Genomic DNA, 20,872 nt, shown 5'->3' with positions numbered 1-20,872 from the left:
TTTGGGTGGCTGCTGATGAGCCACTTTCCGCTTGAGCCGCGCCGGATGGGGCTCGCGGCTAATTTTACACCCCGGTTTCGACTTTCAAGAATGCCAGTAGGGCTCAGGCAAGTCCGGCAACTCAAGCTCAGGCTGCTCCCGCTCCCGCAGCGCCGCCTGCAGGCTGTGCTGCAGCTTGCCGGGCTGCTCCATGCCGGCGCACAGGGTTTCGATATGCGCCCGCGCCGTCACGCGGTCGTTGTGCAGGCCAAAAACAGTTTGCGCTTTTTTGAGCCAGTCCAGCCAGGCTTCGGTGGCTTGCGGCTCGTAGCGGCTGGCGATGAACTCGGTGAGGTAGCGCAGCTTTTTGGCGGTGATGCGCAGGCRATGCAGGCGCGCGGGGCTTAGCTGTTCCAGCCTGGGCAGGGCCTGCCGCAGCCTGTGGGCGAGTTTTGCCAGCCGTGCCGTGAGCGCGTCAAAGGGCACGGGCTCGCCGTCGCCGTCCGGCTGCGCGAGGCAGCGGCCCAGCTGCAGCAACAGGCGCTGGGTATCGCGTTCTTCCAGGGCGGCCTGGGCCTGCAGGTGCGCCGTGGCCTGCTGCAGGGCGGCGGCCTCCTGCAGCTTCTGGCGCAGGGCGGCGTCGTGCAGGCCGTCCGCCAGCGCCGGCCAGGTTTCTTCCATAAAGACATCCCAGTCGCGCGCCGCGCCCAGGCGCTGGCCCAGGGCGCGCAGGCTGTCCTGCAAGGGCGCCAGCGTTTCCTGCCGCCATTGGGCTGCATCGGCCAGCGGGCCGCAGGCCACCCGCAGCCGCCGCACCGCGACGCGCAGCTGGTGCAGGTATTCGCTGTCGTAGTGCCCGCCTTGGGGCTGGGCGATAAAGCCGGCTTCATTGGCCTGCCAGTGGGCCAGGGCGGCTTCCAGCGCCGCGCGCGCGGCGGCGCGTGTGTCCCTGCCCGGCGGCTCAGCCATTGCGGCCGCCTTGGCGGGCGGCGCCGGCGGCCGGCCCTGGGCCAGGCGGTCGCCGCGCTCGGCCTTGCTGCGGCTGTCCAGCACCAGCGGGTGGCGTTCCACCAGCAGCAGGGCCAGCGCGAAGAGTTCGTCCACAGGCCCGTCCAGCAGTTCAAGCTCGAGCTCGCACAGCGGCTCGCGGCGCTCCCGGGCCAGGATCTCGCCCTGGTCGATGGCGACTTCAATCACGCCGCCAGCGGGGCCGGTGACTCGGCGAATCTCGCGCTTGAAGCGGGTCTGGAACTGCGGCTGCAACCGGTCCTTGAGGGGCTCCAGCACGGGCGCAAAAGCCGTGCCCGCCAGCGGCCCCCATTCGAGCGCCGGGCCGGCGACCGCGAACTCGATTTCCTCGCGCTGGTGCAGGCCGGCGCGGCTGCTGCCGCCGCCCTTGGCGGTCTGCAACCAGTGCCTGCCGTCGCTGCGCAGGCGCAGGCCTATGCCGGCGCTGGCGAGCGCGCGCTGCGGCGTGTCGAAGTAGATATTGTCCAGCTGCTTGTGCGTGGTGTGGGTGCCTGCCCAGAGCGGGTCGGCGCGCAGCGCGGCCAGCGCGTCAGGGGGCAGCCTGAGTTTGAGTTCGATTTCCATGGTGGTGTGTGCGCCGACGCATCGCGGCGCGGCAAACCATGGTACTGCGCGCCCGCCTGCCTGGCGAGGCGGCGGCCGGCCCCGGATGTAGTCACAAAGGTGTATCCATAGGTTACTATCGCTCGAGCCGTGCCTCCAGCCGGCCGCATCACTTGCGATGCCCGCGGTTTTGGGATTCAAGAAGGCTGCTTTGAACGACCATAACTTATTCAGTCCTAGCGAGTACACCGCCGCCTTGCTGCTTTACCTGCGCAAGCACCCGGCGCGCGTGCTGTCGTCCCGGGCGCTGGAGATGGGGCCGGGCAGCGGCGTGGTGATGGCGACGCTGCTGGCGCTGGGGGCGCAAAGCGCGGTCGGCATTGAACTCGAGGCCCTGGCGGTCCAGGCGGCGCAGGGGCTGCTGGACCAGGAAGGCCTGCGGGCCAGAGCCAGCCTGGTCCAGGGCGATATGTGGTCGGCCTGCGGGGACGACTGTTATGACCTGGTGGTCACCAACCTGCCGCAGTTCGCGGCCGAGCATATAGAGGGCGACGGCCGCCTGCCGAGCTGGAGCGCGGGCGGCATAGACGGCCGCCGCAGTGTGGACCCGTTTTTGCAGGGCCTGGGCCGCCACCTGGCGCCCGGCGGCCTGGCCGTGATGACGCACAACGTGTTTCTCGATTTCAGCAAGACCGAGGCCATGGCCGATGCGCTGGGCTTGCGGGCCCGCATCGCTTACTGCGCTTCGGCGCCTTTGCCGGCGCACAAGCTGGCCTGCCTGAGCCCTCAAGTGCGGGCGCGTTTTGAAGGGCGGGGCATTCACAGGGTCGGCGACTACTGGTTTGTCGACTTCGACCTGGTTGAACTAAGCTGGAAGCATGATGAGGCATAAGGAAGCTTGATGGCGATCTGCAGCGTGGATCAAGGCAGCCCCGCCCTGCATGCCGGGGTGCTGCTGCGCCGCTCGATGGTCCTGGCCCTGGCGCTGCTGCTGAGTTTTGGCGCCGCCGGCCAGGACAGCCGGCCGCCGCAATCACCGCCGGCACAGGCCGCCGCATCAAAAGCCAAAAAATGCGACGACGCGGTGGACGTGCTCGCGCGCGTGCTGTGCAGCAAAACCCTGAGGGTGGGCGTGCGCACCGGCTACCCGCCGTTTGCGTTTGAGGATGCGACCGGCGCGCTGCAGGGTTTTGAGATTGACCTGGCGCACCAGCTGGCGGGCTCCCTCGGTGTGGAGCCCGTGCTGGTGGTGGTCACGCCGGCGAATCGCCTGGCCTTGCTCGGCGAGGGCCGGGTCGACCTGGTCATCGCCACCATGGGCCACACCCTGCAGCGGGACCGCGAAGCGCTGTTTGTGCGGCCGCACTACTACCAGTCGCAAACCATTGTGCTGGGCCGCAAGGAGCTGCAAATCGGCGGCCTGGTCAAGCTGCGCGGCAACACCGTCTGCGTGACGGTGGGCAACAGCACCAATGCCGAGCTGTCGGTCAACGGCGCGCGCCTCAAGCTGTTTGACAAAGCTTCCAGCCTGGTCGACGAGCTGCGCCTGGGCGGCTGCTCGCTGGTCGCGCAGGACGACAGTTTTTTTGCGTCCTACCTGCAGCAGCCCGCATTTGCCGCGGCCTATGACAGCAAGTTCGGTTTCGCGCCGCTGCCTTGGGGCGTGGCCGTGGCCCGTGACGGCGGCGAACGCCTGGCCGACGTGCTGGCGCTGTCGATGCAGCAGCTGCACATCTCGGGCGCCTTGCAGGCCCTGGCCCAGAAACACGGTGTGGACTCGGCCTTCCTGGCGCAGCAGCGCAAGCTCTGGTCCAGCAGCACCTGCGCGCAGATCAGCGCCCTGAACGACCCGGCCTGCGTGAAAGCGCCGCTGGACAACCAGCTGCCGCCCACTTCCTTCGCCGCCAAGGTCGACCAGCTTGAACACTTGATCTACCAGGCCACCGGTACGCGGGTCACCCTGGCCATGTTCAAGACCTGGGTGGCGCTGGACCTTCTGCTGGAAGGTGTGTGGTTTTCCCTGCTGCTGGTGGTGGGCTCCGTCTTCGCGACCTGGGCTTTCGCGCTGGCCTTCGGCGCAGGCCTGACCTCGCACACGCCGTGGCTACGCTGGTCCATGCGCTGCGTGCTGTGGCCCATGCAATCGACGCCGCTGATCCTGCTCATGATCCTGGCCGGTGCGGTGGTCGGCGCCATGGGCGCGACCTCGCCGCTGGTGGCGCTGGCCGCGGCCGTGCTGGTGCTGGGCCTGTTCAACGGCAGCAATGCCGGGCAGGCCGTCGCCGAAGCCATGCTTACCTTGCGCGAGGAGCGCGCGCCGGCCCAGCCCGCGTTGAGCGCCGCAGTTTACCGGGCCAGGGCGCAAATGGTGGCCTTTGTCGTGAACGCCACCCGGGGCAGCCCGGCCGCGTCGGTGATGGGTGTGCCCGAGCTGCTGGCCGCGCTGACCGACGTCGCCTCGTTCTCGAGCGAGCGCATCACCACCTACACCTTCTTGCTGGTCTTCTACATGCTGCTGGTCGCCGTGGTGCACCGCCTGGCCGACATCTGGCAGTCGCGCCTGGCCCTGAGCGGGGGCGCCTATGCTTGAGCTGCTCCCGCACTTCTTGCCGGAGTTCCTGCGCGGCCTGCTGGTGAACTTCCAGATCGCGATCTGCGCCTTGCTGGGCGGCATGCTGCTGGGCGCGCCACTGGCGGCCGCGCGTTTTCACAACGGCCTGGCCGCCACGCCGGCCGCCTGGCTGGTCGCGCTGCTGCGGACCGTGCCCACTTTTGTCGTGATGTTCTTCCTGGTCAATGTGGTGCCGGACTTTCACGTCGGCCAGCGGCAGCTTGCCATGACGCCCTGGCTGGCGGTGGTGCTTTCACTGACGCTGTATGCGGCGGCCTATGTGTCCGACCACGCGGTCGAGGCCATGCGCCAGCTGCGCAGCGGCTCACCAGTCGCGGCCATGCTGTTTGTGATGGGCCTGGTGCGCGCCTTTTTTGTCATGGTGCTGTCCTCGGGCTTTGGCGCCGCGGTGGGCGTGGTCGAGGCCACCACCGTCACGCTGCGCGCCATCGAAACCCTGCCCAAGGCCGGCGACAGGCTGCTGCTGATCGCCCTGGTCATCGTCATCTTCACCGTGTGCTTCCAGCTGATCTACCACCTGATCAACCACTGGCGCGGCAAGCTCAACCAGCGCTTTCACCGGCCTGTGCAGGCGGCGCGGCTGGAAGGGGCTGAGCAGCCCTGAGGGGCGGCGTGGCCGGCCGCAGGCGAGCGAAACCGCCGGACTAGCTTGCGCCAAACCACCGCCTTGTTTGTATGAGCAACTCTTTGGCGTCGGATGTCGACTCGCTTGCCCAGGCGACAACGCCATCCGGGCGCACGAGCAGCGCGCTCAGGCCGAAGCGGGTGTCGGTGCTTCCACGCGCGTAGGCGATGCGGTCTTTCCAGGCGCCGGCGATGGGTTTCAAAGTATTGGCGCCGAACTCGAGCAACACGCCTTTTCCGGCACGCAAACAGTCAGCAAGTTTTCGGCCATCGGAAACTTCGAAGTCCGGCGCACTTCGACCGACCAGGGGGTGCGCATTGCCAAGGTCATACCGCAAGGTCACGCCCCATACCCGCTCGGCAAAATAGGTCGCGCCGTCCGGCGTCTCAATGAGGTCGCGAATGATGCTTCCAAGAGCGCGGGAACTTTCGCCCGGCCGCATGAGCGCGACTTGCGCACGCGACCAGTCCAGGATTTGTGCACCCACGGGGTGGCGCTCGGCGGCGTAGGTATCCAGCAGGTCGCCCGCCGCCTCGCCCCGAATGGTGGAGGCTAGCTTCCAGCCGAGGTTCATGGCGTCTCCCAATCCCAGGTTCAAGCCTTGCCCGCCGAGCGGGGAGTGGATGTGTGCGGCGTCACCGGCGAGAAGCACCCGCCCTTTGCGGTACTGCCTGGCCTGAAAAGCCCGGTCGGTCCATGTGGTCGCGAGCCTGAGCGCGGTTACGGTAACGTCGCAGGCGCAGACACGGCGCAAGACCGACTGCACATGCTCCAGGGTCACGGGCTGGCTGCGATGAAACGCGCCGCCGTCAAAGTCAACCATGGCAAGGGTTCCCGGGGGCTGGAACGTGTACACCCCGGTGGGTGTGTACTGGCGCCCCGGCGTCAACTTCTCCGGGTCGGCCAGTTCGACCTCAACCGAGTAGCCGGTGAACTCCGGCGGCGTGCCCAGGAAATCAAAACCGCCGGCTTTGCGCACGATGCTGCGGCCTCCATCACATCCGACAAGCCAGCGGGCGCGAAAGGTCCGGTTGCCTGCCAGAACATCAACATGTTCGTCCGAAGCGTCGAACCCGTCCACGGCAAGACCTCTGCGAATCTCGGCCCCCAGGGCCGTCGCATGCGCGTCCAGGACGGCTTCGATGTCCGCCATGGTCGACGCCACAGGTGCGCTTGCCGGGCTGGCAAGGCAATAGGGCCACCGCGTGCTGTCGATCTTGTCCTGGAAGAACTGGATACCTGCGAAGTGTCCGCCAGGGCGCCGCGCCTGCCCCATCCAATGCGCTACAGGCGCCGGCTTGCCGTCGGGGGCCATGGCTCTTTGCACCTGCAAGGCTTGAACTTCTCCCAGCAATCCTCTGCGATAAAGCGCTTCGGCGGTGGGAATTGAAAGCCCGCGCATGCCAAAGGGAAGGCCCTTGAGCGGAGAGTCCGGGTTCCCGGCCCGCTCGAGCACCAGGACGGATGCGCCGCCCAGCCGCAGTTCACTGGCCAACAGCAAGCCCACCGGGCCTGCCCCGACGACTACGACGTCATAAATGGAATAATCGTTCATTACCGCTCCTGAGTGATGTTCGGCCGGAGCGGTTCGTCGACCTTGAGAACCACACGGACGAACATGGGACGCCTGTATGGCATCCGTGTTCGTCGTGGGGCCTCCTGCGATGTGCGGAGGCAGAGCTCTCGTTGCTGAAAGGACCTGGACTGACCAAACCAGGTCTGCCTTTTTCGACAGCCCCAGTGTAGCAAGGCCTCCGGCTCACCCGCAACAGTCCATGGCCGTGTCGTGGTAACGGCCGTATAAAAATCAAGGCCGCAGGTAAGCCCAACCTTCGTGCTGCTTCTTCATGATCTCCGTGACGCCCGCGGGCACGTAGCTGATGCCGGCCAGCATGTCGTCCTTGCCGAGCTTCTGGGCACGCATGGTGTTCTCGCAGGCGCTGATCTTGACGCCGGCCTTGGCGGCGTCGGCGATGCGCGAGCCGGTGGGCGACTCGAGCTTGAGCATGCCTATGCCGGGGCCGTAGGCGACGATCTCGATCTCGACATTGGCCGCGCCCACGTCGTCCTGCAGGTTTTTGGCGTTGTTGAGCGCCAGGTTCCATTTGGCCGGGTCGTTGTCGCTGACCTGGATCACGATGCCCTGGCGTTTGGCGCCCGCGGACTGGGCGATGGCGAGCGGCAGGAAGAGGGCCAGGGCCGCGGTGGCACCGGCCTGGACGAAGAGTCTGCGGTTCATGTTCTAAGGTCTCCTCAAAGAGAGGCTTATTTCAACACAACGGCCGCATGAAACAAGCCCCCGGAACCGCCGCAAGGGCAGTTTCGGGGGCTTGTGGTGGGGGAGGGCTTTATTCGCCGGAAGCCAGCGACCCGGAGGTGGCAGCCGCCGCGACAGGCGTGGGGGCCTGTTCGCCCTGCTTTGCCGAGTGGATGTGGTGGTCGGGCGACTTGATCAGCTTGCGGATAAACACCACCGTCTGCCACACGACCAGGATGCCGATGACGCCGAGCAGGGTGCCGCTGATGGGGCGGTTGACGAAGACGTTGAAGCTGCCGCGGCTCAGCAGCATGGCGCGGCGGAAGTTCTCCTCCAGCATGGGGCCCAGGATAAAGCCCAGCAGCAGCGGTGCCGCTTCCATGTCCAGGCGCAGGAACAGGTAGCCGATGAAACCGAACACGGCGGTGGTGTAGATGTCGTCCAGGCTGTTGTTGATGCTGTAAGTGCCTATGCAGCAGAAGAACAGGATGGCCGGGAACAGCACGGTGTAGGGGATCTTGAAGACCGACAGCCAGTAGCGCACCAGAGGCACGTTGAGGACCAGCAGGAAGCAGTTGCCTATCCACATGCTGGCCACCAGGCCCCAGAACAGGTCGGGGTGGGTGCCAATCATGTTGGGGCCGGGCTGTATGCCCTTGACCACAAAGGCGGCCATCATCAGCGCCATGACGGCGTTCTCGGGAATGCCGATGGCCATCAGCGGGATGAAGCTGGTGCGCGCGGCGGCCTCGTCGGCGGCGGCCTGGCCGGCCACGCCTTCGATGCAGCCGGTGCCGATCTCGTGCTTGTACTTGCTGAGCTTCTTGTCGGCCGCATAAGCGGCGAACTGGGCGATGGTGGGGCCGCCGCCGGGCAGTATGCCCAGGATGGAGCCGATCACGCTGCCGCGCAGCGCGCTGGGGATGATGCGCTTGAACTCGGGCCAGGTGGGCATGAGCTTGATCTTGCCGTTAAAGGGCGTGAGCACGTTTTTGTTGTCGAGGTTTTTCACGACCTCGGCAATGCCGAAGCAGCCCAGCGCGATGCTGATCAGGCCTATGCCGTCCATCAGGAAGGGCAGGTTCATGGTGTAGCGCGCCACGCCGCTGTTGACGTCGGTGCCGACCATGCCCAGCAGCACGCCGACCATGGCCATGGCCAGGCCGTTGAGCAGGCTGCCGCTGCTGACAAAACTCACGCAGAAGAAACCCAGCAGCATCAGCGCGCAGTAATCGGCCGGCCCGAACAGGAAGCCGACCTCGCCCAGCGCGGGCGCCATGGTCGACAGCACCACGATGGCCACCGTGCCGCCAATGAAGCTGGAGACACCGGCGGTGAACAGCGCCAGGCCGGTCTTGCCCTTGAGCGTCATCTGGTAGCCGTCTATGCAGGCCACGATGCTGCTGGCGTGCGGGATCTTCATGGTGATGGCGCTGACGCTGTCGCCGTACTGGGCGCCGTAGTAGATGCCGGCCAGCATGATGAGCGCGCCGCCGGTGGGGATGGAGTAGGTCAGCGGCAGCAGCAGGCTGATGGTGGACAGGGGGCCCAGGCCGGGCAGCAGCCCGATGAGCGTGCCCACGGTGCAGCCCAGGGCGCAGTACATCAGGTTTTGCAGGGTCAGCGCGTGTTCGAAACCGAACGCGAGGTTGTGTAGGACGTCCATATCAGTACAGGGGCAGGCTCAGGCCCAGCAGGTGTTTGAAGGCAAAGGCCACGGCAATCAGGCCGAGGGAGATCTTGACGTTGCGCACCAGCGAATACGAGGTGCCGGCCAGGGTGGAGCAGAACACCAGGAAGACGATGCCCAGGATCATGTTGACGAACTGGGAGATCAGCGAGAAGCCGACCAGGCTCAGCAGGATGATGGCGATGTTCTTGATGCTGTAGTCCAGCGGCACGGGGTCGACAAAATGCGAGCGCACCACGGTGAGCACGCCGATGATGAACAGGAAGGAGCTCACCATCAGCGGGAACAGGCCGGGCCCGGAGCGGCTCAGCTCGCCCAGCGTGTAGTTGAAGGACACCCCGCCAAAGACCAGGGCAATGGCCATGAGGCACAGGCCCCGTATGAAATTGCGGTTGTTGAAGTTCATCGTGGGGCGCTCCATGGCTGGGCCGCGAAGGGCCTTGTCGCAAACGGGGGGTGTGTCATCCGTGTCTCCTAGGGGTGGTGTCCCGGCCCCGGGCCGCTCGGGAAATGCGGCCTGGGGGGCGTTCGGGCTGGAGGGGATGTTAGGAAGCGAGGCTTCCAATCGGCTTTCGTTTTGCGCGGCCGGGGCCAAAATACGTGTTATCACTAACGGGTAGGAACCCGCTGGTGCGGCCGCCGGCGCGGGCTGTCAGCGCTGCGGCGAGGGCGCCAGCGGCAGGCGCAGGATGGCGCGCAGCCCGGTGCCGGAGGCCGGGTCGGCCAGCTCGATGTCGCCGCCGTTGCGCCTGGCGTAGGCGCGCGCGATGGACAGGCCCAGCCCGGCGCCGCGCGAGCCTTTGCCGGCGCCCGGGCCGGCCGAATGGAAGCGCTCAAACACCTGGTCGCGGCGCGCCTGGGCAATGCCGGGGCCGTTGTCGCGAACCTCGGCCAGCGCCATGCCGCCCTGGCTGCCCGCCATCACGGTGATCTGGCCGCCGGGCGGCGTGTAGGCGATGGCGTTGTGCACCAGATTGGAAAGCGCCTCGTGCAGCTCGGGCTCCCGGGCCAGCACCGGGACCGCGGCTGCCGGCGCGTCTTGCGCAGCGGCCGCATCCGTATCCGTATCCGCCGAATCCCCGCGGGCGTCCATCCAGCCCAGGTCCAGGTTTTTTTCGTGGGCCAGCGCCAGGTGCTGCAGCACCACCTCGCGGGCGATGGCGTTCAGGTCGACCAGGGTGGGCGTGCCGGCGGGCGGCGCGCTCTCGCTTGCGTGGGCCAGCGAGAGCAGTTGCTCGCACAGGCGCCGGCTGCGCGCGATCTGGGCGACCATGGCGCGCAGGGTGGTGTGAATCTGCTCGGTGTCCTTTTCGCGCAGCGCCACGCCGGCCTGGGTCAGCATGATGGCCAGCGGCGTGCGCAGCTGGTGCGAGGCATCGGCCAGGAACTGCGACTGTTGCTCGAGCAGCTCGCGGTAGCTGGCCAGGTGCTGGTTCAGGGCCTCGACCAGCGGTGCCACTTCATGCGGCACGCCGCTGGTGTCCAGCGGCCTGAGCTCGTCGCCCTTGCCCTGCAGCACCGACTTGCGCAGGCGCTCCAGCGGCTGCAGCGACCAGGTCACGCCCAGCCAGACCAGCAGCACCATCACCAGCACCATGCGCGCGTCGCGTATCAGTTCCTGCCGCAAGGTGGCGTCCTGCGCGCGGTCGCGCGGCACCGTGCTTTCGGCAACCTGGACCAGCAGGCTGAAGGGCCGGCCCTGCCCGTCAAGCACCTGGCTGCGCAGGGCCACCACACGCACCGGATGGCCCGCGTGGAAGCTGTCGTACCAGACGGGCAAGCCCGCGGCGGGAGCGTCGGCCCCGGGTGTTGACAGTTCGGGAGGCGGCGCCGGCAGCTCTGTTCCGCCCAGCAGGGTGAGTTCAGGCGGGTTGGTTTTCCCGGCCTGCGCCGGCGCCTGGGGCGGGGGCGCCAGGCTCACCTGCAGGTATTTTTGCAGGGGATAGTCGGTGCCGAATATGGCTTGCACCCCGGCCGGCGTGTTCAGCCGCAGCGAGCCGTCCCGCGCCGGTGTCACGCTGCTTTGCAGCGCGTGCGCGGCCTCCAGCATGCTCTGGTCGTAGGCGTCTTGCACCTGATTTCTGAGGGCGCTGTAGTCGTTCCAGCTGTCCAGGGCCAGCAGGCCCAGGATGGCCGGGAGCAGCAGCGTGAGCAGGCGCGCGCGTATGCCGAAGCGGTCGGGGTCAGTGCGCAGTATCTTCATGCGCGGCGCTCTCCGGCGCGATGGCCTCCAGCATGTAGCCCAGGCCGCGCACGGTGACGATGCGCACGTCGCCGCCTTCAAGCTTGCGGCGCAGCCGGTGCAGCACCAGTTCGATGGCATCGGGGCCGGCGTTGCTGTCGGCCGGGAAGACCTTGCCGGAGAGCTGCGATTTTTCCACCGGCGTGCCGCTGCGCGCCAGCAGCACGGCCAGGGCCGCGCTTTCGCGCGGCGTGAGCTGCAGCAGCGTGCCGCCCAGCGTGAAGGCGCGGCTGTCATGCGGGCACGAGAGGGACCCGCACTGCAGCGGCGCGTGGGAACGGCCGCGGCTGCGCCGCACCAGCGCGGCCAGGCGGGCCTCGAGTTCCTCGAGGGCAAAGGGCTTGCTCAGGAAGTCGTCGGCCCCGACGTTCAGGCCCTTGACCCGGTCCTGCAGCGAGCCCTGCGCGGTCAGCACCAGCACGGGCGTGCGGTTGCCGTCCTTGCGCAGCTCGGCCAGCAGCGCCAGCCCGTGTTTGTCGGGCAGGCGCAGGTCCAGCACCACGGCGTCATAGTCGTTGCCGGCCAGCAGCGACTCGGCGGTGGCGGCATCGGGCGCGTGGTCGGACACATAGCCGCTTTGCTTGAAGGCGCGCAACAGCCACGCCGCCATCTCGGCTTCGTCTTCAACAAGCAGCAATCGCATAGGGGCGTGGTGGGCGGGCGAGTGTAGGGGGAACCAGTTTAGCGCTGGATGTCGCCCAGGCACAGGTACTTCATCTCGAGGTACTCGTCCATGCCGTGGCGCGAACCCTCGCGGCCCAGGCCCGACTGCTTGACGCCGCCGAAAGGTACGTGCTCGGTCGCGATCACACCCGCGTTGATGCCCACCATGCCGTATTCCAGCGCCTCGGCGACGCGGTAGATGCGGCCTATGTCGCGGCTGTAGAAATAGCTGGCCAGGCCGAACTCGGTGTTGTTGGCCGCGTCAATCGCTTCCTGGTCGTTCTTGAAGCGGAACACCGGCGCGAAGGGGCCGAAAGTTTCTTCCCTGGCGCAGAGCATGTCGGCGGTGGCTTCGGAGATAACGGTCGGCTCGAAGAACTGGCCCTTGATCTTGTGGCCGCCGGCCAGCAGCTTGCCGCCCTTGGCGAGGGCGTCGGCCACATGGCGCTGCACCTTCTCGACGGCGGCGTCCTCGATCAGCGGGCCTTGCACCACGCCGTCCTCAAAGCCGTTGCCGACCTTGAGGCCCTTGACCTTGGCAGCGAATTTCTCGACGAACTGGTCGTACACGCCGTCCTGCACATAGATGCGGTTGGCGCAGACGCAGGTCTGGCCGGCGTTGCGGTATTTGCTGGCCATGGCGCCTTCGACGGCGGAGTCCACATCGGCGTCGTCGAACACGATGAAGGGCGCGTTGCCGCCCAGTTCCAGCGCGAGCTTCTTGACGCTGGGCGCGCTTTGCGCCATCAGGATGCGGCCGACTTCGGTGGAGCCGGTGAAGCTGATGTGGCGCACCACGTCACTGGCGCAGAACACCTTGCCCACGGCGATGCTGTTGGCGCTGTCGGCCGTGAGCACATTGAGCACACCGGCCGGGATGCCGGCGCGCACGGCCAGCTCGGCGGCGGCCAGGGCGGTCAGCGGCGTGAGCTCGGCCGGCTTGATGACCACCGGGCAGCCGGCGGCCAGGGCCGGGGCCACCTTGCGGGTGATCATGGCCAGCGGGAAGTTCCAGGGCGTGATGGCGGCGCACACGCCTATCGGCTGCTTGATGACCATCAGGCGGCGGTTGTTGTCGAACTGCGGCAGGGTCTCGCCGTTGACGCGTTTGGCTTCCTCGGCAAACCACTCGACAAAACTCGCGCCGTAGGCGATTTCGCCCTTGGCCTCGGCAAAGGGCTTGCCCTGCTCGGCCGTCATGATGCGGCCCAGGTCTTCCTGGTTGGCCATCAGCAGCTGGAACCACTTGAGCAGGATGGCGTGGCGCTCCTTGCCGGTCTTGCTGCGCCAGGCGGGCCAGGCGGCGTTGGCGGCGGCGATGGCGGCTTCGGCGTCCTGCGAGCCCAGGTTGGCCACGTCGGCCAGCTTGCGGCCGGTGGCCGGGTCGTTCACGTCGAACCGGCCCTTGCCCGCAACCCATTGGCCGTTGATCAGCGCATCGGTCTTGAGGAGGCTGGGGTCTTTGAGCAGGGAAATGGGGGAAGTTTTCATGTCCATGAGCGGGAATCCTTAAAGCGGGGGAGGAAAGAAGGAGGAATGCAGAAGGAGAGCGGAAAGCCGAAGCGAAAAGAGAGGGAGCTATTGGATGATTTTGACAGCATTCGAGTGGAAGCTGCGGGCGGCAGGCGTGTATGCGACCCGGGGAAAGGGTTTCAGCGCGTAGGGCGCTGCGAAGAGCGCCAGGAGTGTCAAAGGCCTCCTGGCGTGCGGCGCTATTTCATGTTCTGGGCAAACTGCTTTTCCAGCGCCGCCCCGCCGGAGCGTGTCCAGAAGGCGGGGTCAAAGGCCAGGGAGCGGCGCATGTTGCCGGGCGCCGAGGGCAGGTCGCTGCCTGCCATGGACAGGTCCGTGACCGGTGCGCTGGCAGCCGGGCGGCTGCGGCCGGTGTCATAACGCAGGATGGCGTTGAAGTGTGTGGGGCCGTAGGGAATCTCGCGCGAAAAGGCCAGTTGCGCTTCTTCCGAGGTGGCGAAGCTGATGAAGGCGCGTGCCAGATCCAGCCTGGGCGTGCCCTTGATGATGACCCAGTAATCCAGCTCGTACACGGCGTCGGCCCATGAGATGGCCAGCGGGCTGAGGCGTTCGCGGTTGGCCGCGGCGATTCGGCCGTTGAAGGCGGTGGACATTGTGGTCTCGCCGGAGGCCAGGCGCTGCGGCGGCTGGGAGCCCGACTCCCACCAGATGATATGGGGCTTGAGCTGCTCGAGCTTGGCCAGGGCGCGCCTGGCGCCCGCTTCGGTGGCCAGCAGGGTGTACACGTCGCGGCGATGCACCCCGTCGGCCATCAGTGCGATTTCCATGTTGTAGCGCGCGCCCTTGCGCAGGCCCCGCTTGCCGGGAAAGCGCTTCACATCCCAGAAGTCTTGCCAGTTTCGTGGCGCTTCCTTGAAGCGGCCCGGTTCGTAGGCCATGACGGTGGCCCACACAAAAGCGCCGACGCCGCACTCCTGCACCGTGCCCGGCAGCAGCATGCCGGCGTGCGGAATGGTGCCGCGGTCCATGCGTTCGAACAGGCCGGCATCGCATCCTGCTTTCAGGTCGGCGGATTCCACTTCGGCCACGTCCCACTCGTTCTTGCGTTCCTTGACCATGTTGCGAATGGCCGGGAGGTCGCCGGGATATTCAACCCCTCTGGCTTCGGTTTTGTAGGCCGCCTTGAAAGGCTGGATGAAGGCCGCGTCCTGCGCCTTGCCGTTGGCCCCGCCGAAGTTGGCGACGGTCAGTCCTTGCGCCGGCGTTTGAGCGGGGGTCTGGGCTTGTGCCGGCAGCACCAGGCTGAAGGCTGCAACAAGCATGGATAGATGATGCGCTTTCATGGGAGCATGCCTTTCAATTCGATTTCCACAAACCGGAATTCGTTCGTGCCTGTGTTGATGACGTTGTGCGCCACGCCCGCGGGCCGCGCATACGCTTGTCCCGCGCACAGGGTGACATCTGACCCGCCTATGCCCAGGGTGCCGTTCGTCAGTGGTACCACCACGTAGGGACGGGTGTGGACGTGATGGCCCGTCTCGGCGCCCGGCGCAAAGCGCCATTCGGTCACGACGACCCGCTCATCGTCGACATGCATGAGTGCGGTGGCTTGGAGCGTCATGGTGCGCTGCCCTCCAGGTAGAAGGCCTTGGAGGTGATGCGCCAGCCCTCATCGGTGCGAAGGTAGCCCAGGTGGTCGACAAACACTTTCTGGTTGATGCGCACTCGCACCTTGACCATGGCCTGCCGGCTCGACACCACGTCGATCAGCAGGATTTCCTGCTCCCGCGGCGCGCCTGAATTCATCGGAGAGATGCGGGTCGCCAGAATCTCCCGGTAGGCCGAGGTGGGCCATACCACCAGCGCATCATCCGTGAAGCCATGGAGTTGCGCCGTGGGATGAAAGACGTTGTCGAACTGCGCGAGGTCGCAGTCGTACATGAGTTGGAAATATCGCTCGACTGCGGCGGGCAGGTTGCCGATGACCTCGGCCCGGGTGTTGTGTTGCTGCATGCTTGTCCTTTAATGAAGAAGAGGCCGCAGTGCGGTCAGCGGCGCCGCCCGCGCAGCCACTCCAGCAGCAACAGGAGGGTGGTCGTGAAAATGATCAGCAAGGTGGCCACCGCCGCGATCGTTGGGGAGATGTTTTCCCGGATGCCGTTGAACATCTGGCGGGGCAGGGTAGCCTGGTCCGTGCCGGCCAGGAACAGCGTGACCACCACTTCGTCAAAAGAGGTGGCAAATGCGAACAGCGCGCCGGAGATCACGCCCGGAGCGATGACCGGCAGTGTGATCCTGAAGAAGGTTCGCAAGGGCGTTTCGCCAAGGCTCAGTGATGCCCTGACCAGGTTGTGGTTGAAACCCGCAAGCGTTGCCAGCACGGTGGTGAGCACGAATGGCGTGCCCAGCGCCGCGTGCACGGCGATCAGGCCCAGGTAGCTGTCGGCCAGGCCGAGCGGCGCGAAGTAGAGATAGGTTGCCACCCCCACCACCACAATGGGCACCACCATGGGCGCGATGAGGATGCCCATGAGCAGGCTCTTGAAGCGAAAGTGCGTGCGCGACAGGCCCACTGCGGCCATCGTGCCGAGCGTGGTGGCGATCAGCGTGGCGGCGGGCGCCACGATGAAGCTGTTTTTCGCGGCGCGGGCCCATTCGGGTGAATCCATCAGGTTGCGGTACCACTTCAGGGACCAGCCCGGGATGGGATAGGCCAGGAAGGAACTGTCGGAAAACGACAGCGGCACCACGACCAGGATAGGCGCCAGCAAAAAAGCCAGTATGGCCACGCAAGCCGCGCGCACCAGCCACCAGCCGGCTTTGTCGGCCGTGGTGGCATAGCGCGGGAAGGCGGGGCCGGTGATGATTTTGGGCATGGTGGATAAAGGTGCGAAGAGGTACGAAAAGATGCGGGACGGAGTTGAAGGTTGCGTCGTGAAAAGGCATCAACCCATGCTGAGCTCGGCCTTGCCGATGCGCCGGTAGACGCCGTAAAGAACCATGGTGGCGGTCAGCAGCAGCGCGCCCAGCGCGCAGGCCATGCCCCAGTTGACCTGCACATTGGTGTACCGCGCGATGTAGTAGCTCAGCATCTGGTCGTCCGCACCGCCCAGCAGGGCAGGGGTCACGTAGTAGCCGATGGACAGGATGAACACCAGCAATGCCCCGGCGCTGATGCCCGGGTAGGTTTGCGGCACGTAGACGCGAAAGAATGCGGCCAGGGGCGCGCTGCCCAGTGAAACGGCGGCGCGCACGTAGGTCGGCGGCACGTTTTTCATCACGCTGTACAGCGGCAGGATCATGAAGGGCAGCAGGATGTGCACCATGGCGATCACCACGCCGGCGCGGTTGAACAGCAGCGGCAGCGGGCTGTCTATGAGGCCCATGCCCATCAGCCCGCGATTGACCAGGCCCTCGGACTGCAGCAGCACGATCCAGGCGGCCACCCGGACCAGGATGGAAGTCCAGAAGGGCACCAGCACCAGGATCATCAGCAGGTTGGCCTTGCGCGCCGGAAGCGAAGCCAGCCACCAGGCCAGGGGGTAGCCCAGCGCCAGGCAGAAGAGCGTGACGATAAAACTGATCTGGAAGGTGCGAAGCAGGATGGGGCCGAAGGCGCGCAGCTCGGGCGGCATGCGCTCGATATCGCCCTGGCTGCCCCGCCGCAGGTCCACCGATGCCAGCAGGTAGTCGGGCGTCCAGCGGGAACCGTTTTTGGCGATCGCTTGCCAGAAGGGCGGGTCTGCCCAGCGCGGATCGAGCTGGAGCAGCCTGTCCCGGATTTCCTCGGCTGAACCTGTGATGGGCAAGGCGCGAAACGCGCCCATGACCAAGGAGCGAGCGCCGGGCACTTCAGAGTTGAGCCTTCGCGCCAGCGCACCGGCATCGGAGCTGTCTGAAAGGTGGCCCAGGTCTTGCACCAGCGCTGCATAGCTTGCGGCGGCCGGTGGCGCCTCGGGGTTCCAGCCCTCAAGGCTTTTCACCGTCCGGGGCAGCGCTGTCGCCACCTCCGGGTTTTCAACGGCGCGCTGAAGCAGCGCCGCGATAGGAATGAGCAAGGTCAGCAGAAGAAACACCAGCAGGGGCACTGTCAGGGCGAAGGCGCGCCATTTGCGCCGCGCCTCGGCCCGCGACAGCGCCTGGCGCAGCGCGCGGGCGTCTTCGCCCGTCAGGGCTGCTTTGCTGGTGGAACTGGTCATGCTGGCTTGCTCCGGGTTTTACTGCGTGGCCCAGGCGGCGAAACGTTTTTCCAGCGCTTCGCCCTGGTCGGCCCAGAAGCCGACGTTCATCTGGATGGCTTCCTTGGCGTTGGCCTGCGAGGTCGGCAGGTCGTCCAGCACCTTTTTGTCCAGCTTGGCCAGGGCCTTGGTATTGACCGGGCCGTAGGCGATGTTCTGCGCGTACACGGCTTGCGTGGCGGGCTGGCTGGCGAATGCGATGAATTTCATCGAGGCGTCCTTGTTCGGTGCGCCTTTGGGGATGACCCAGTAGTCCAGGTCGTAAATGCCACCGGGCCAGTAGATCTTCAGGTTGCGGCCTTCGCGGTTGGCGGCGTCGATGCGGCCGTTGTAGACCGTGCTCAGGGCGACGTCACCGGCCACCAGGAATTGCGCGGGCTGGGCGCCGGCTTCCCACCACTGGATGCTGGGCTTGAGTTCGGTCAGCTTGCGGAATGCGCGATCCGCGCCATCCTTGGTGGCCAGGACCTTGTAGACATCGGCCGGCTTGACGCCGTCGGCCATCAGCGCGAACTCCAGGTTGTAGCGCGCGCCCTTGCGCATGCCGCGCTTGCCGGGGATCTTTTTGACGTCCCAGAAATCAGCCCAGCTGGTGGGGGCGGACTTGACCTTGTCGGCGTTCCAGGCCATCACGGTGGACCAGACAAAAACGCCGACGCCGCAGTCGTGCACGGCGGCGGGAAGGAAGTCCGCCTTGGCGCCGATCTTGCTGAAGTCGATCTTTTCGAACAGGCCTTCGTCGCAGCCACGCTGCACGTCGGGCGACTCGACCTCGACCACGTCCCAGGTGACCTTCTTGGTCTCGACCATGGCCTTGATCTTGGCCTGCTCGCCGTTGTATTCGCCGGCGATGACTTTGGTGCCCGTCTTTTCGTAAGGCTCGTAATACGCCTTCTTTTGCGCGTTGGCGTTGGCGCCGCCGAAGTTGATGACGGTGATCTGCTGCTGCGCCAGGGCTGGCAGGGCCAGGCAAGAAGCCGCCGTGATGGCGATGATGTTTTTCTTCAGGGTAGTCATGGGGTGAGTCCTCGGTGGTTGATGAAAGAAACGCGTGAAAAAGAAAGGCAAAAAGTGTGGTGCGGGCGCGGTCAGGTGCCGTAAATCCGCGTGAATGCCGCGGGGAATTCCAGGTGAACGGCCTCCCCGGGCTGCGGCGACGCCAGGCCGTCCAGCGCGATCAGGGGCAGCTTCACCGTGGCTTCGGCCTGGCCTTCGCCAAGGTCGCAGAGCAGGCGCAGGTGGTCACCGAAATAGATGACCCGCGCGACGCGCGCGGCGAGCACGTTCGCCAGCGCGGGCAGGGGCTGGCGGTGCAGCACGATGCGCTCGGGCCGGATGTAGGCCTCAACCTGCGCACCGGCAGGCGCCTGGTTGACGTTGATGCCGCCCAGGACGCGGCCGTCCGGCAATTCGATGCCGGCGGTGCCGGCTTTGCCCTTGAGTACCGTGCTGTCACCGACGAAGCCGGCGACAAAACGGTTGGAGGGCGTCTCGTACAGCGCCTCCACAGGGGCCAGTTGCTGGATCACACCATCGTTGAACACCGCCACGCGGTCGCTCATGGTCAGCGCTTCGCCCTGGTCGTGGGTGACGTAGACAAAGGTCACGCCCAGCTGCTTGTGCAGCTCTTTCAGCTCGATCTGCATGTGCTCGCGCAGCTGCTTGTCGAGTGCGCCCAGGGGCTCGTCCATCAGCACGAGCTGGGGCTCGAACACCAGTGCGCGCGCCAGGGCCACGCGTTGCTGCTGGCCGCCGGAAAGCTGGCCGGGCAGGCGGTCGGACATGCCCGATAGGCGGACCATGTCGAGCGCGCGTTGCACGCGGCTTGCCTGGTCGGCCTTGGAGACCTTGCGCACCGTGAGCGGATACGCCACGTTCTGGCCCACGGTGAGGTGCGGGAACAGCGCGTAGTTCTGGAACACCATGCCGAAGTTGCGCTTGTGCGGCGGGGTACCCGTGATCTGCGCGCCGCCCAGGAAAATCTCGCCGGCCGTGGGGGACTCGAAGCCGGCAAGCATCATCAAGGTCGTGGTTTTCCCGGAGCCCGAAGGGCCCAGCAGGCTCAGGAACTCCCCGCGATGGATGTCGAGGTCAAGCTGCTGCACGACAAGCTGCTCGCCGTCATAGGTTTTCTGCACGCCTGCAAAGCGTACGAGGACATCGTGATCAGTCATCGTTTTTCCTGAGCTGGTCACGGAGATCAACGCGTTGCGGCGAAGCTGTCGGCCAGGATTTTCAGGCCTTCGTCGAGCAGCGCGTCGGGCGCCGTGAGGGGAACGAGAATGCGGATCACATTACCGTAGGTGCCGCAAGAGAGCAATATCAGCCCGCGCCGGGCGGCCTCGGCCACCACGCGCTTGGTCAGTACCGCGTCAGGGCGGGCGAGGTCCCCGTTTTCGAAGAGCTCTATGGCGATCATGGCGCCCAGCCCGCGCACGTCGCCGATGGACTTTTCCGTTTCGGCGATGGCGCGCAGGCCTTTGACCAGGTGGGCGCCCAGAGTTTTGCTGCGATCCAGCAGCTTTTCTTCCTGAAAGGCCTTGAGCACGGCAAGCGCCGCGGCGCAACCTACGGGGCTGCCGGCATAGGTGCCACCCAGGCCGCCGGGGCCGGGGGCATCCATCACCTCGGCGCGGCCAACCAGGCCCGAGATGGGGAAACCGCCGGCCATCGATTTGGCGATGGCGATCAGGTCGGGGGCCACCGGCCACTGTTCGCTGGCGAACCAGGTGCCTGTGCGTCCCGCGCCGGTCTGGACCTCATCGGCGATCAGCAGGATGCCGTGGCGGTCGGCCAGCGCCTTCAGGCGGCTGATGAATTCGGGCGGGGCGACGTAAAAACCGCCTTCGCCCTGCACCGGTTCAATGATGAAGGCCGCCACGCGCTCGGGTTCGACGTCGTTCTTGAGGATCTGCTCCACCGAATGCAGCGCCTGGTCGATGCTCACGCCGTGCAGGGCGTTGGGGAATTCGGCGTGGAAGACTTCGCCGGGGAAGGGGCCAAAGCCCAGCTTGTAAGGCGCCACCTTGCCGGTCATGCCCAATGTCATGTTGGTGCGGCCGTGGTAGCCGCCGGTGAAGGCAACGACGCCGGGGCGCTTGGTGTAGGCCCGCGCCACCTTGACCGCGTTCTCGACCGCCTCGGCGCCGGTGCTCAGCAGCAAGGTTTTTTTGGCGAAGTTGCCGGGCGCCAGGGCATTGAGCTTTTCCGCCAGTTCGACGTAGGGTTCATAGGCGACGACCTGGAAGCAGGTGTGGGTGTAGAGGTCGAGCTGGGCCTTGACCGCGGCAATGACTTCGGGATGCAGGTGGCCGGTGTTGAGCACGGCGATGCCGCCGGCGAAGTCGATATAGCGGCGGCCTTCCACGTCCCACAGTTCGGCGTTTTTCGCCCGGCTGGCAAAAATCTCGTGTGCCTGGCCGACGCCGCGCGTCACGGCGGCTTGGCGGCGCGCCATCAGGGCGGCGTTGGTGGTAGTCTGGTTTGGCTGCATGATGAAGG

At 66.2% G+C, this 20,872-nt stretch carries 19 protein-coding genes; 3 read left to right on the top strand and 16 right to left on the bottom strand.

What is annotated here, in order from left to right; translation table 11 throughout:
• Window positions 1-84: 84 nt before the first annotated feature.
• Window positions 85-1,572 carry a CYTH and CHAD domain-containing protein gene (locus AC1DUN_RS20330; RefSeq protein ID WP_477715554.1) on the bottom strand — a complete coding sequence of 496 codons (1,488 nt, stop codon included), beginning with the start codon at window positions 1,570-1,572 and terminating at the stop codon, window positions 85-87.
• Between the two features lie 190 nt (window positions 1,573-1,762).
• On the opposite strand from AC1DUN_RS20330, the gene AC1DUN_RS20325 reads away from it, so the two are divergent.
• The 3 genes from AC1DUN_RS20325 to AC1DUN_RS20315 are packed head-to-tail and all read left to right on the top strand — an operon-like array spanning window position 1,763 to window position 4,787.
• Window positions 1,763-2,443: a methyltransferase gene (locus AC1DUN_RS20325; protein ID WP_477715553.1), complete on the top strand. Its 681-nt coding sequence runs from the start codon at window positions 1,763-1,765 to the stop codon at window positions 2,441-2,443.
• Between the two features lie 9 nt (window positions 2,444-2,452).
• Window positions 2,453-4,141, top strand: a complete 1,689-nt coding sequence (locus AC1DUN_RS20320; RefSeq protein ID WP_477715552.1) for a transporter substrate-binding domain-containing protein — start codon at window positions 2,453-2,455, stop codon at window positions 4,139-4,141.
• Window positions 4,134-4,787 (top strand): ABC transporter permease subunit, encoded by a 654-nt coding sequence (locus AC1DUN_RS20315; RefSeq protein ID WP_477715551.1) that lies wholly within the window; start codon window positions 4,134-4,136, stop codon window positions 4,785-4,787. Before AC1DUN_RS20320 ends, AC1DUN_RS20315 begins: the two co-directional genes overlap by 8 nt.
• Window positions 4,788-4,827: 40 nt before the next feature.
• Here AC1DUN_RS20315 and AC1DUN_RS20310 read toward each other — a convergent pair whose 3' ends face one another.
• The 15 genes from AC1DUN_RS20310 to gabT all read right to left on the bottom strand — a co-directional run bounded on the left by AC1DUN_RS20310 (window position 4,828) and on the right by gabT (window position 20,864).
• Complete coding sequence (locus AC1DUN_RS20310; protein ID WP_477715550.1) at window positions 4,828-6,363, bottom strand: FAD-dependent monooxygenase; 1,536 nt, start codon at window positions 6,361-6,363, stop codon at window positions 4,828-4,830.
• 252 nt (window positions 6,364-6,615) lie between these two features.
• Window positions 6,616-7,047: a DsrE family protein gene (locus AC1DUN_RS20305; RefSeq protein ID WP_477715549.1), complete on the bottom strand. Its 432-nt coding sequence runs from the start codon at window positions 7,045-7,047 to the stop codon at window positions 6,616-6,618.
• Window positions 7,048-7,156: 109 nt separating this feature from the next.
• Window positions 7,157-8,731 (bottom strand): tripartite tricarboxylate transporter permease, encoded by a 1,575-nt coding sequence (locus tag AC1DUN_RS20300; RefSeq protein WP_477715548.1) that lies wholly within the window; start codon window positions 8,729-8,731, stop codon window positions 7,157-7,159.
• A gap of 1 nt (window position 8,732) precedes the next feature.
• Complete coding sequence (locus AC1DUN_RS20295) at window positions 8,733-9,161, bottom strand: tripartite tricarboxylate transporter TctB family protein (RefSeq protein WP_477715547.1); 429 nt, start codon at window positions 9,159-9,161, stop codon at window positions 8,733-8,735.
• A gap of 246 nt (window positions 9,162-9,407) precedes the next feature.
• On the bottom strand, window positions 9,408-10,958 hold the full coding sequence (locus AC1DUN_RS20290) for a sensor histidine kinase (RefSeq protein WP_477715546.1): 1,551 nt from the start codon (window positions 10,956-10,958) through the stop codon (window positions 9,408-9,410).
• Complete coding sequence (locus AC1DUN_RS20285) at window positions 10,939-11,640, bottom strand: response regulator (RefSeq protein WP_477715545.1); 702 nt, start codon at window positions 11,638-11,640, stop codon at window positions 10,939-10,941. The genes AC1DUN_RS20290 and AC1DUN_RS20285 overlap by 20 nt, the downstream gene beginning before the upstream one ends.
• Before the next feature lie 38 nt (window positions 11,641-11,678).
• Complete coding sequence (locus tag AC1DUN_RS20280) at window positions 11,679-13,157, bottom strand: NAD-dependent succinate-semialdehyde dehydrogenase (protein WP_477715544.1); 1,479 nt, start codon at window positions 13,155-13,157, stop codon at window positions 11,679-11,681.
• Between the two features lie 215 nt (window positions 13,158-13,372).
• Window positions 13,373-14,455: an ABC transporter substrate-binding protein gene (locus AC1DUN_RS20275; RefSeq protein ID WP_477715543.1), complete on the bottom strand. Its 1,083-nt coding sequence runs from the start codon at window positions 14,453-14,455 to the stop codon at window positions 13,373-13,375.
• A 17-nt stretch (window positions 14,456-14,472) separates the two neighbouring features.
• The gene (locus AC1DUN_RS20270; protein WP_477664717.1) at window positions 14,473-14,754 is read right to left on the bottom strand and encodes a cupin domain-containing protein; all 282 of its coding nucleotides are present in this window, start codon (window positions 14,752-14,754) and stop codon (window positions 14,473-14,475) included.
• Window positions 14,751-15,146 carry a nuclear transport factor 2 family protein gene (locus AC1DUN_RS20265; protein ID WP_477715542.1) on the bottom strand — a complete coding sequence of 132 codons (396 nt, stop codon included), beginning with the start codon at window positions 15,144-15,146 and terminating at the stop codon, window positions 14,751-14,753. Before AC1DUN_RS20265 ends, AC1DUN_RS20270 begins: the two co-directional genes overlap by 4 nt.
• 35 nt (window positions 15,147-15,181) lie before the next feature.
• The gene (locus tag AC1DUN_RS20260) at window positions 15,182-16,009 is read right to left on the bottom strand and encodes an ABC transporter permease (protein WP_477664715.1); all 828 of its coding nucleotides are present in this window, start codon (window positions 16,007-16,009) and stop codon (window positions 15,182-15,184) included.
• A gap of 69 nt (window positions 16,010-16,078) precedes the next feature.
• Window positions 16,079-17,332, bottom strand: a complete 1,254-nt coding sequence (locus AC1DUN_RS20255) for an ABC transporter permease (protein WP_477664714.1) — start codon at window positions 17,330-17,332, stop codon at window positions 16,079-16,081.
• Window positions 17,333-17,350: 18 nt separating this feature from the next.
• A complete protein-coding gene (locus tag AC1DUN_RS20250; RefSeq protein ID WP_477715541.1) occupies window positions 17,351-18,388 on the bottom strand; it encodes an ABC transporter substrate-binding protein in 1,038 nt (345 codons plus the stop codon).
• 71 nt (window positions 18,389-18,459) lie between these two features.
• Entirely contained in the window at window positions 18,460-19,545 is a 1,086-nt protein-coding gene (locus AC1DUN_RS20245; RefSeq protein WP_477664712.1) for an ABC transporter ATP-binding protein, read from the bottom strand.
• A gap of 26 nt (window positions 19,546-19,571) precedes the next feature.
• Entirely contained in the window at window positions 19,572-20,864 is a 1,293-nt protein-coding gene (gene gabT / locus AC1DUN_RS20240) for a 4-aminobutyrate--2-oxoglutarate transaminase (RefSeq protein WP_477715540.1), read from the bottom strand.
• Between the last annotated feature and the right edge of the window lie 8 nt (window positions 20,865-20,872).

Source organism: Polaromonas sp. P4_F6 (genome assembly GCF_056401275.1).
Note: the sequence above shows the minus strand (reverse complement) of the source record. Positions and strands in the feature narration are given on the sequence as shown.

Excerpts from the sequence above, each read along its gene's own strand:
- AC1DUN_RS20320 (WP_477715552.1), top strand. The coding sequence starts at position 2,453 with ATGGCGATCTGCAGCGTGGATCAAGGCAGCCCCGCCCTGCATGCCGGG.
- AC1DUN_RS20315 (WP_477715551.1), top strand. The coding sequence starts at position 4,134 with ATGCTTGAGCTGCTCCCGCACTTCTTGCCGGAGTTCCTGCGCGGCCTG.
- AC1DUN_RS20310 (WP_477715550.1), bottom strand. The coding sequence starts at position 6,363 with ATGAACGATTATTCCATTTATGACGTCGTAGTCGTCGGGGCAGGCCCG.
- AC1DUN_RS20305 (WP_477715549.1), bottom strand. The coding sequence starts at position 7,047 with ATGAACCGCAGACTCTTCGTCCAGGCCGGTGCCACCGCGGCCCTGGCC.
- AC1DUN_RS20300 (WP_477715548.1), bottom strand. The coding sequence starts at position 8,731 with ATGGACGTCCTACACAACCTCGCGTTCGGTTTCGAACACGCGCTGACC.
- AC1DUN_RS20295 (WP_477715547.1), bottom strand. The coding sequence starts at position 9,161 with ATGAACTTCAACAACCGCAATTTCATACGGGGCCTGTGCCTCATGGCC.
- AC1DUN_RS20290 (WP_477715546.1), bottom strand. The coding sequence starts at position 10,958 with ATGAAGATACTGCGCACTGACCCCGACCGCTTCGGCATACGCGCGCGC.
- AC1DUN_RS20285 (WP_477715545.1), bottom strand. The coding sequence starts at position 11,640 with ATGCGATTGCTGCTTGTTGAAGACGAAGCCGAGATGGCGGCGTGGCTG.
- AC1DUN_RS20280 (WP_477715544.1), bottom strand. The coding sequence starts at position 13,157 with ATGGACATGAAAACTTCCCCCATTTCCCTGCTCAAAGACCCCAGCCTC.
- AC1DUN_RS20275 (WP_477715543.1), bottom strand. The coding sequence starts at position 14,455 with ATGCTTGTTGCAGCCTTCAGCCTGGTGCTGCCGGCACAAGCCCAGACC.
- AC1DUN_RS20270 (WP_477664717.1), bottom strand. The coding sequence starts at position 14,754 with ATGACGCTCCAAGCCACCGCACTCATGCATGTCGACGATGAGCGGGTC.
- AC1DUN_RS20265 (WP_477715542.1), bottom strand. The coding sequence starts at position 15,146 with ATGCAGCAACACAACACCCGGGCCGAGGTCATCGGCAACCTGCCCGCC.
- AC1DUN_RS20260 (WP_477664715.1), bottom strand. The coding sequence starts at position 16,009 with ATGCCCAAAATCATCACCGGCCCCGCCTTCCCGCGCTATGCCACCACG.
- AC1DUN_RS20255 (WP_477664714.1), bottom strand. The coding sequence starts at position 17,332 with ATGACCAGTTCCACCAGCAAAGCAGCCCTGACGGGCGAAGACGCCCGC.
- AC1DUN_RS20250 (WP_477715541.1), bottom strand. The coding sequence starts at position 18,388 with ATGACTACCCTGAAGAAAAACATCATCGCCATCACGGCGGCTTCTTGC.
- AC1DUN_RS20245 (WP_477664712.1), bottom strand. The coding sequence starts at position 19,545 with ATGACTGATCACGATGTCCTCGTACGCTTTGCAGGCGTGCAGAAAACC.
- gabT (WP_477715540.1), bottom strand. The coding sequence starts at position 20,864 with ATGCAGCCAAACCAGACTACCACCAACGCCGCCCTGATGGCGCGCCGC.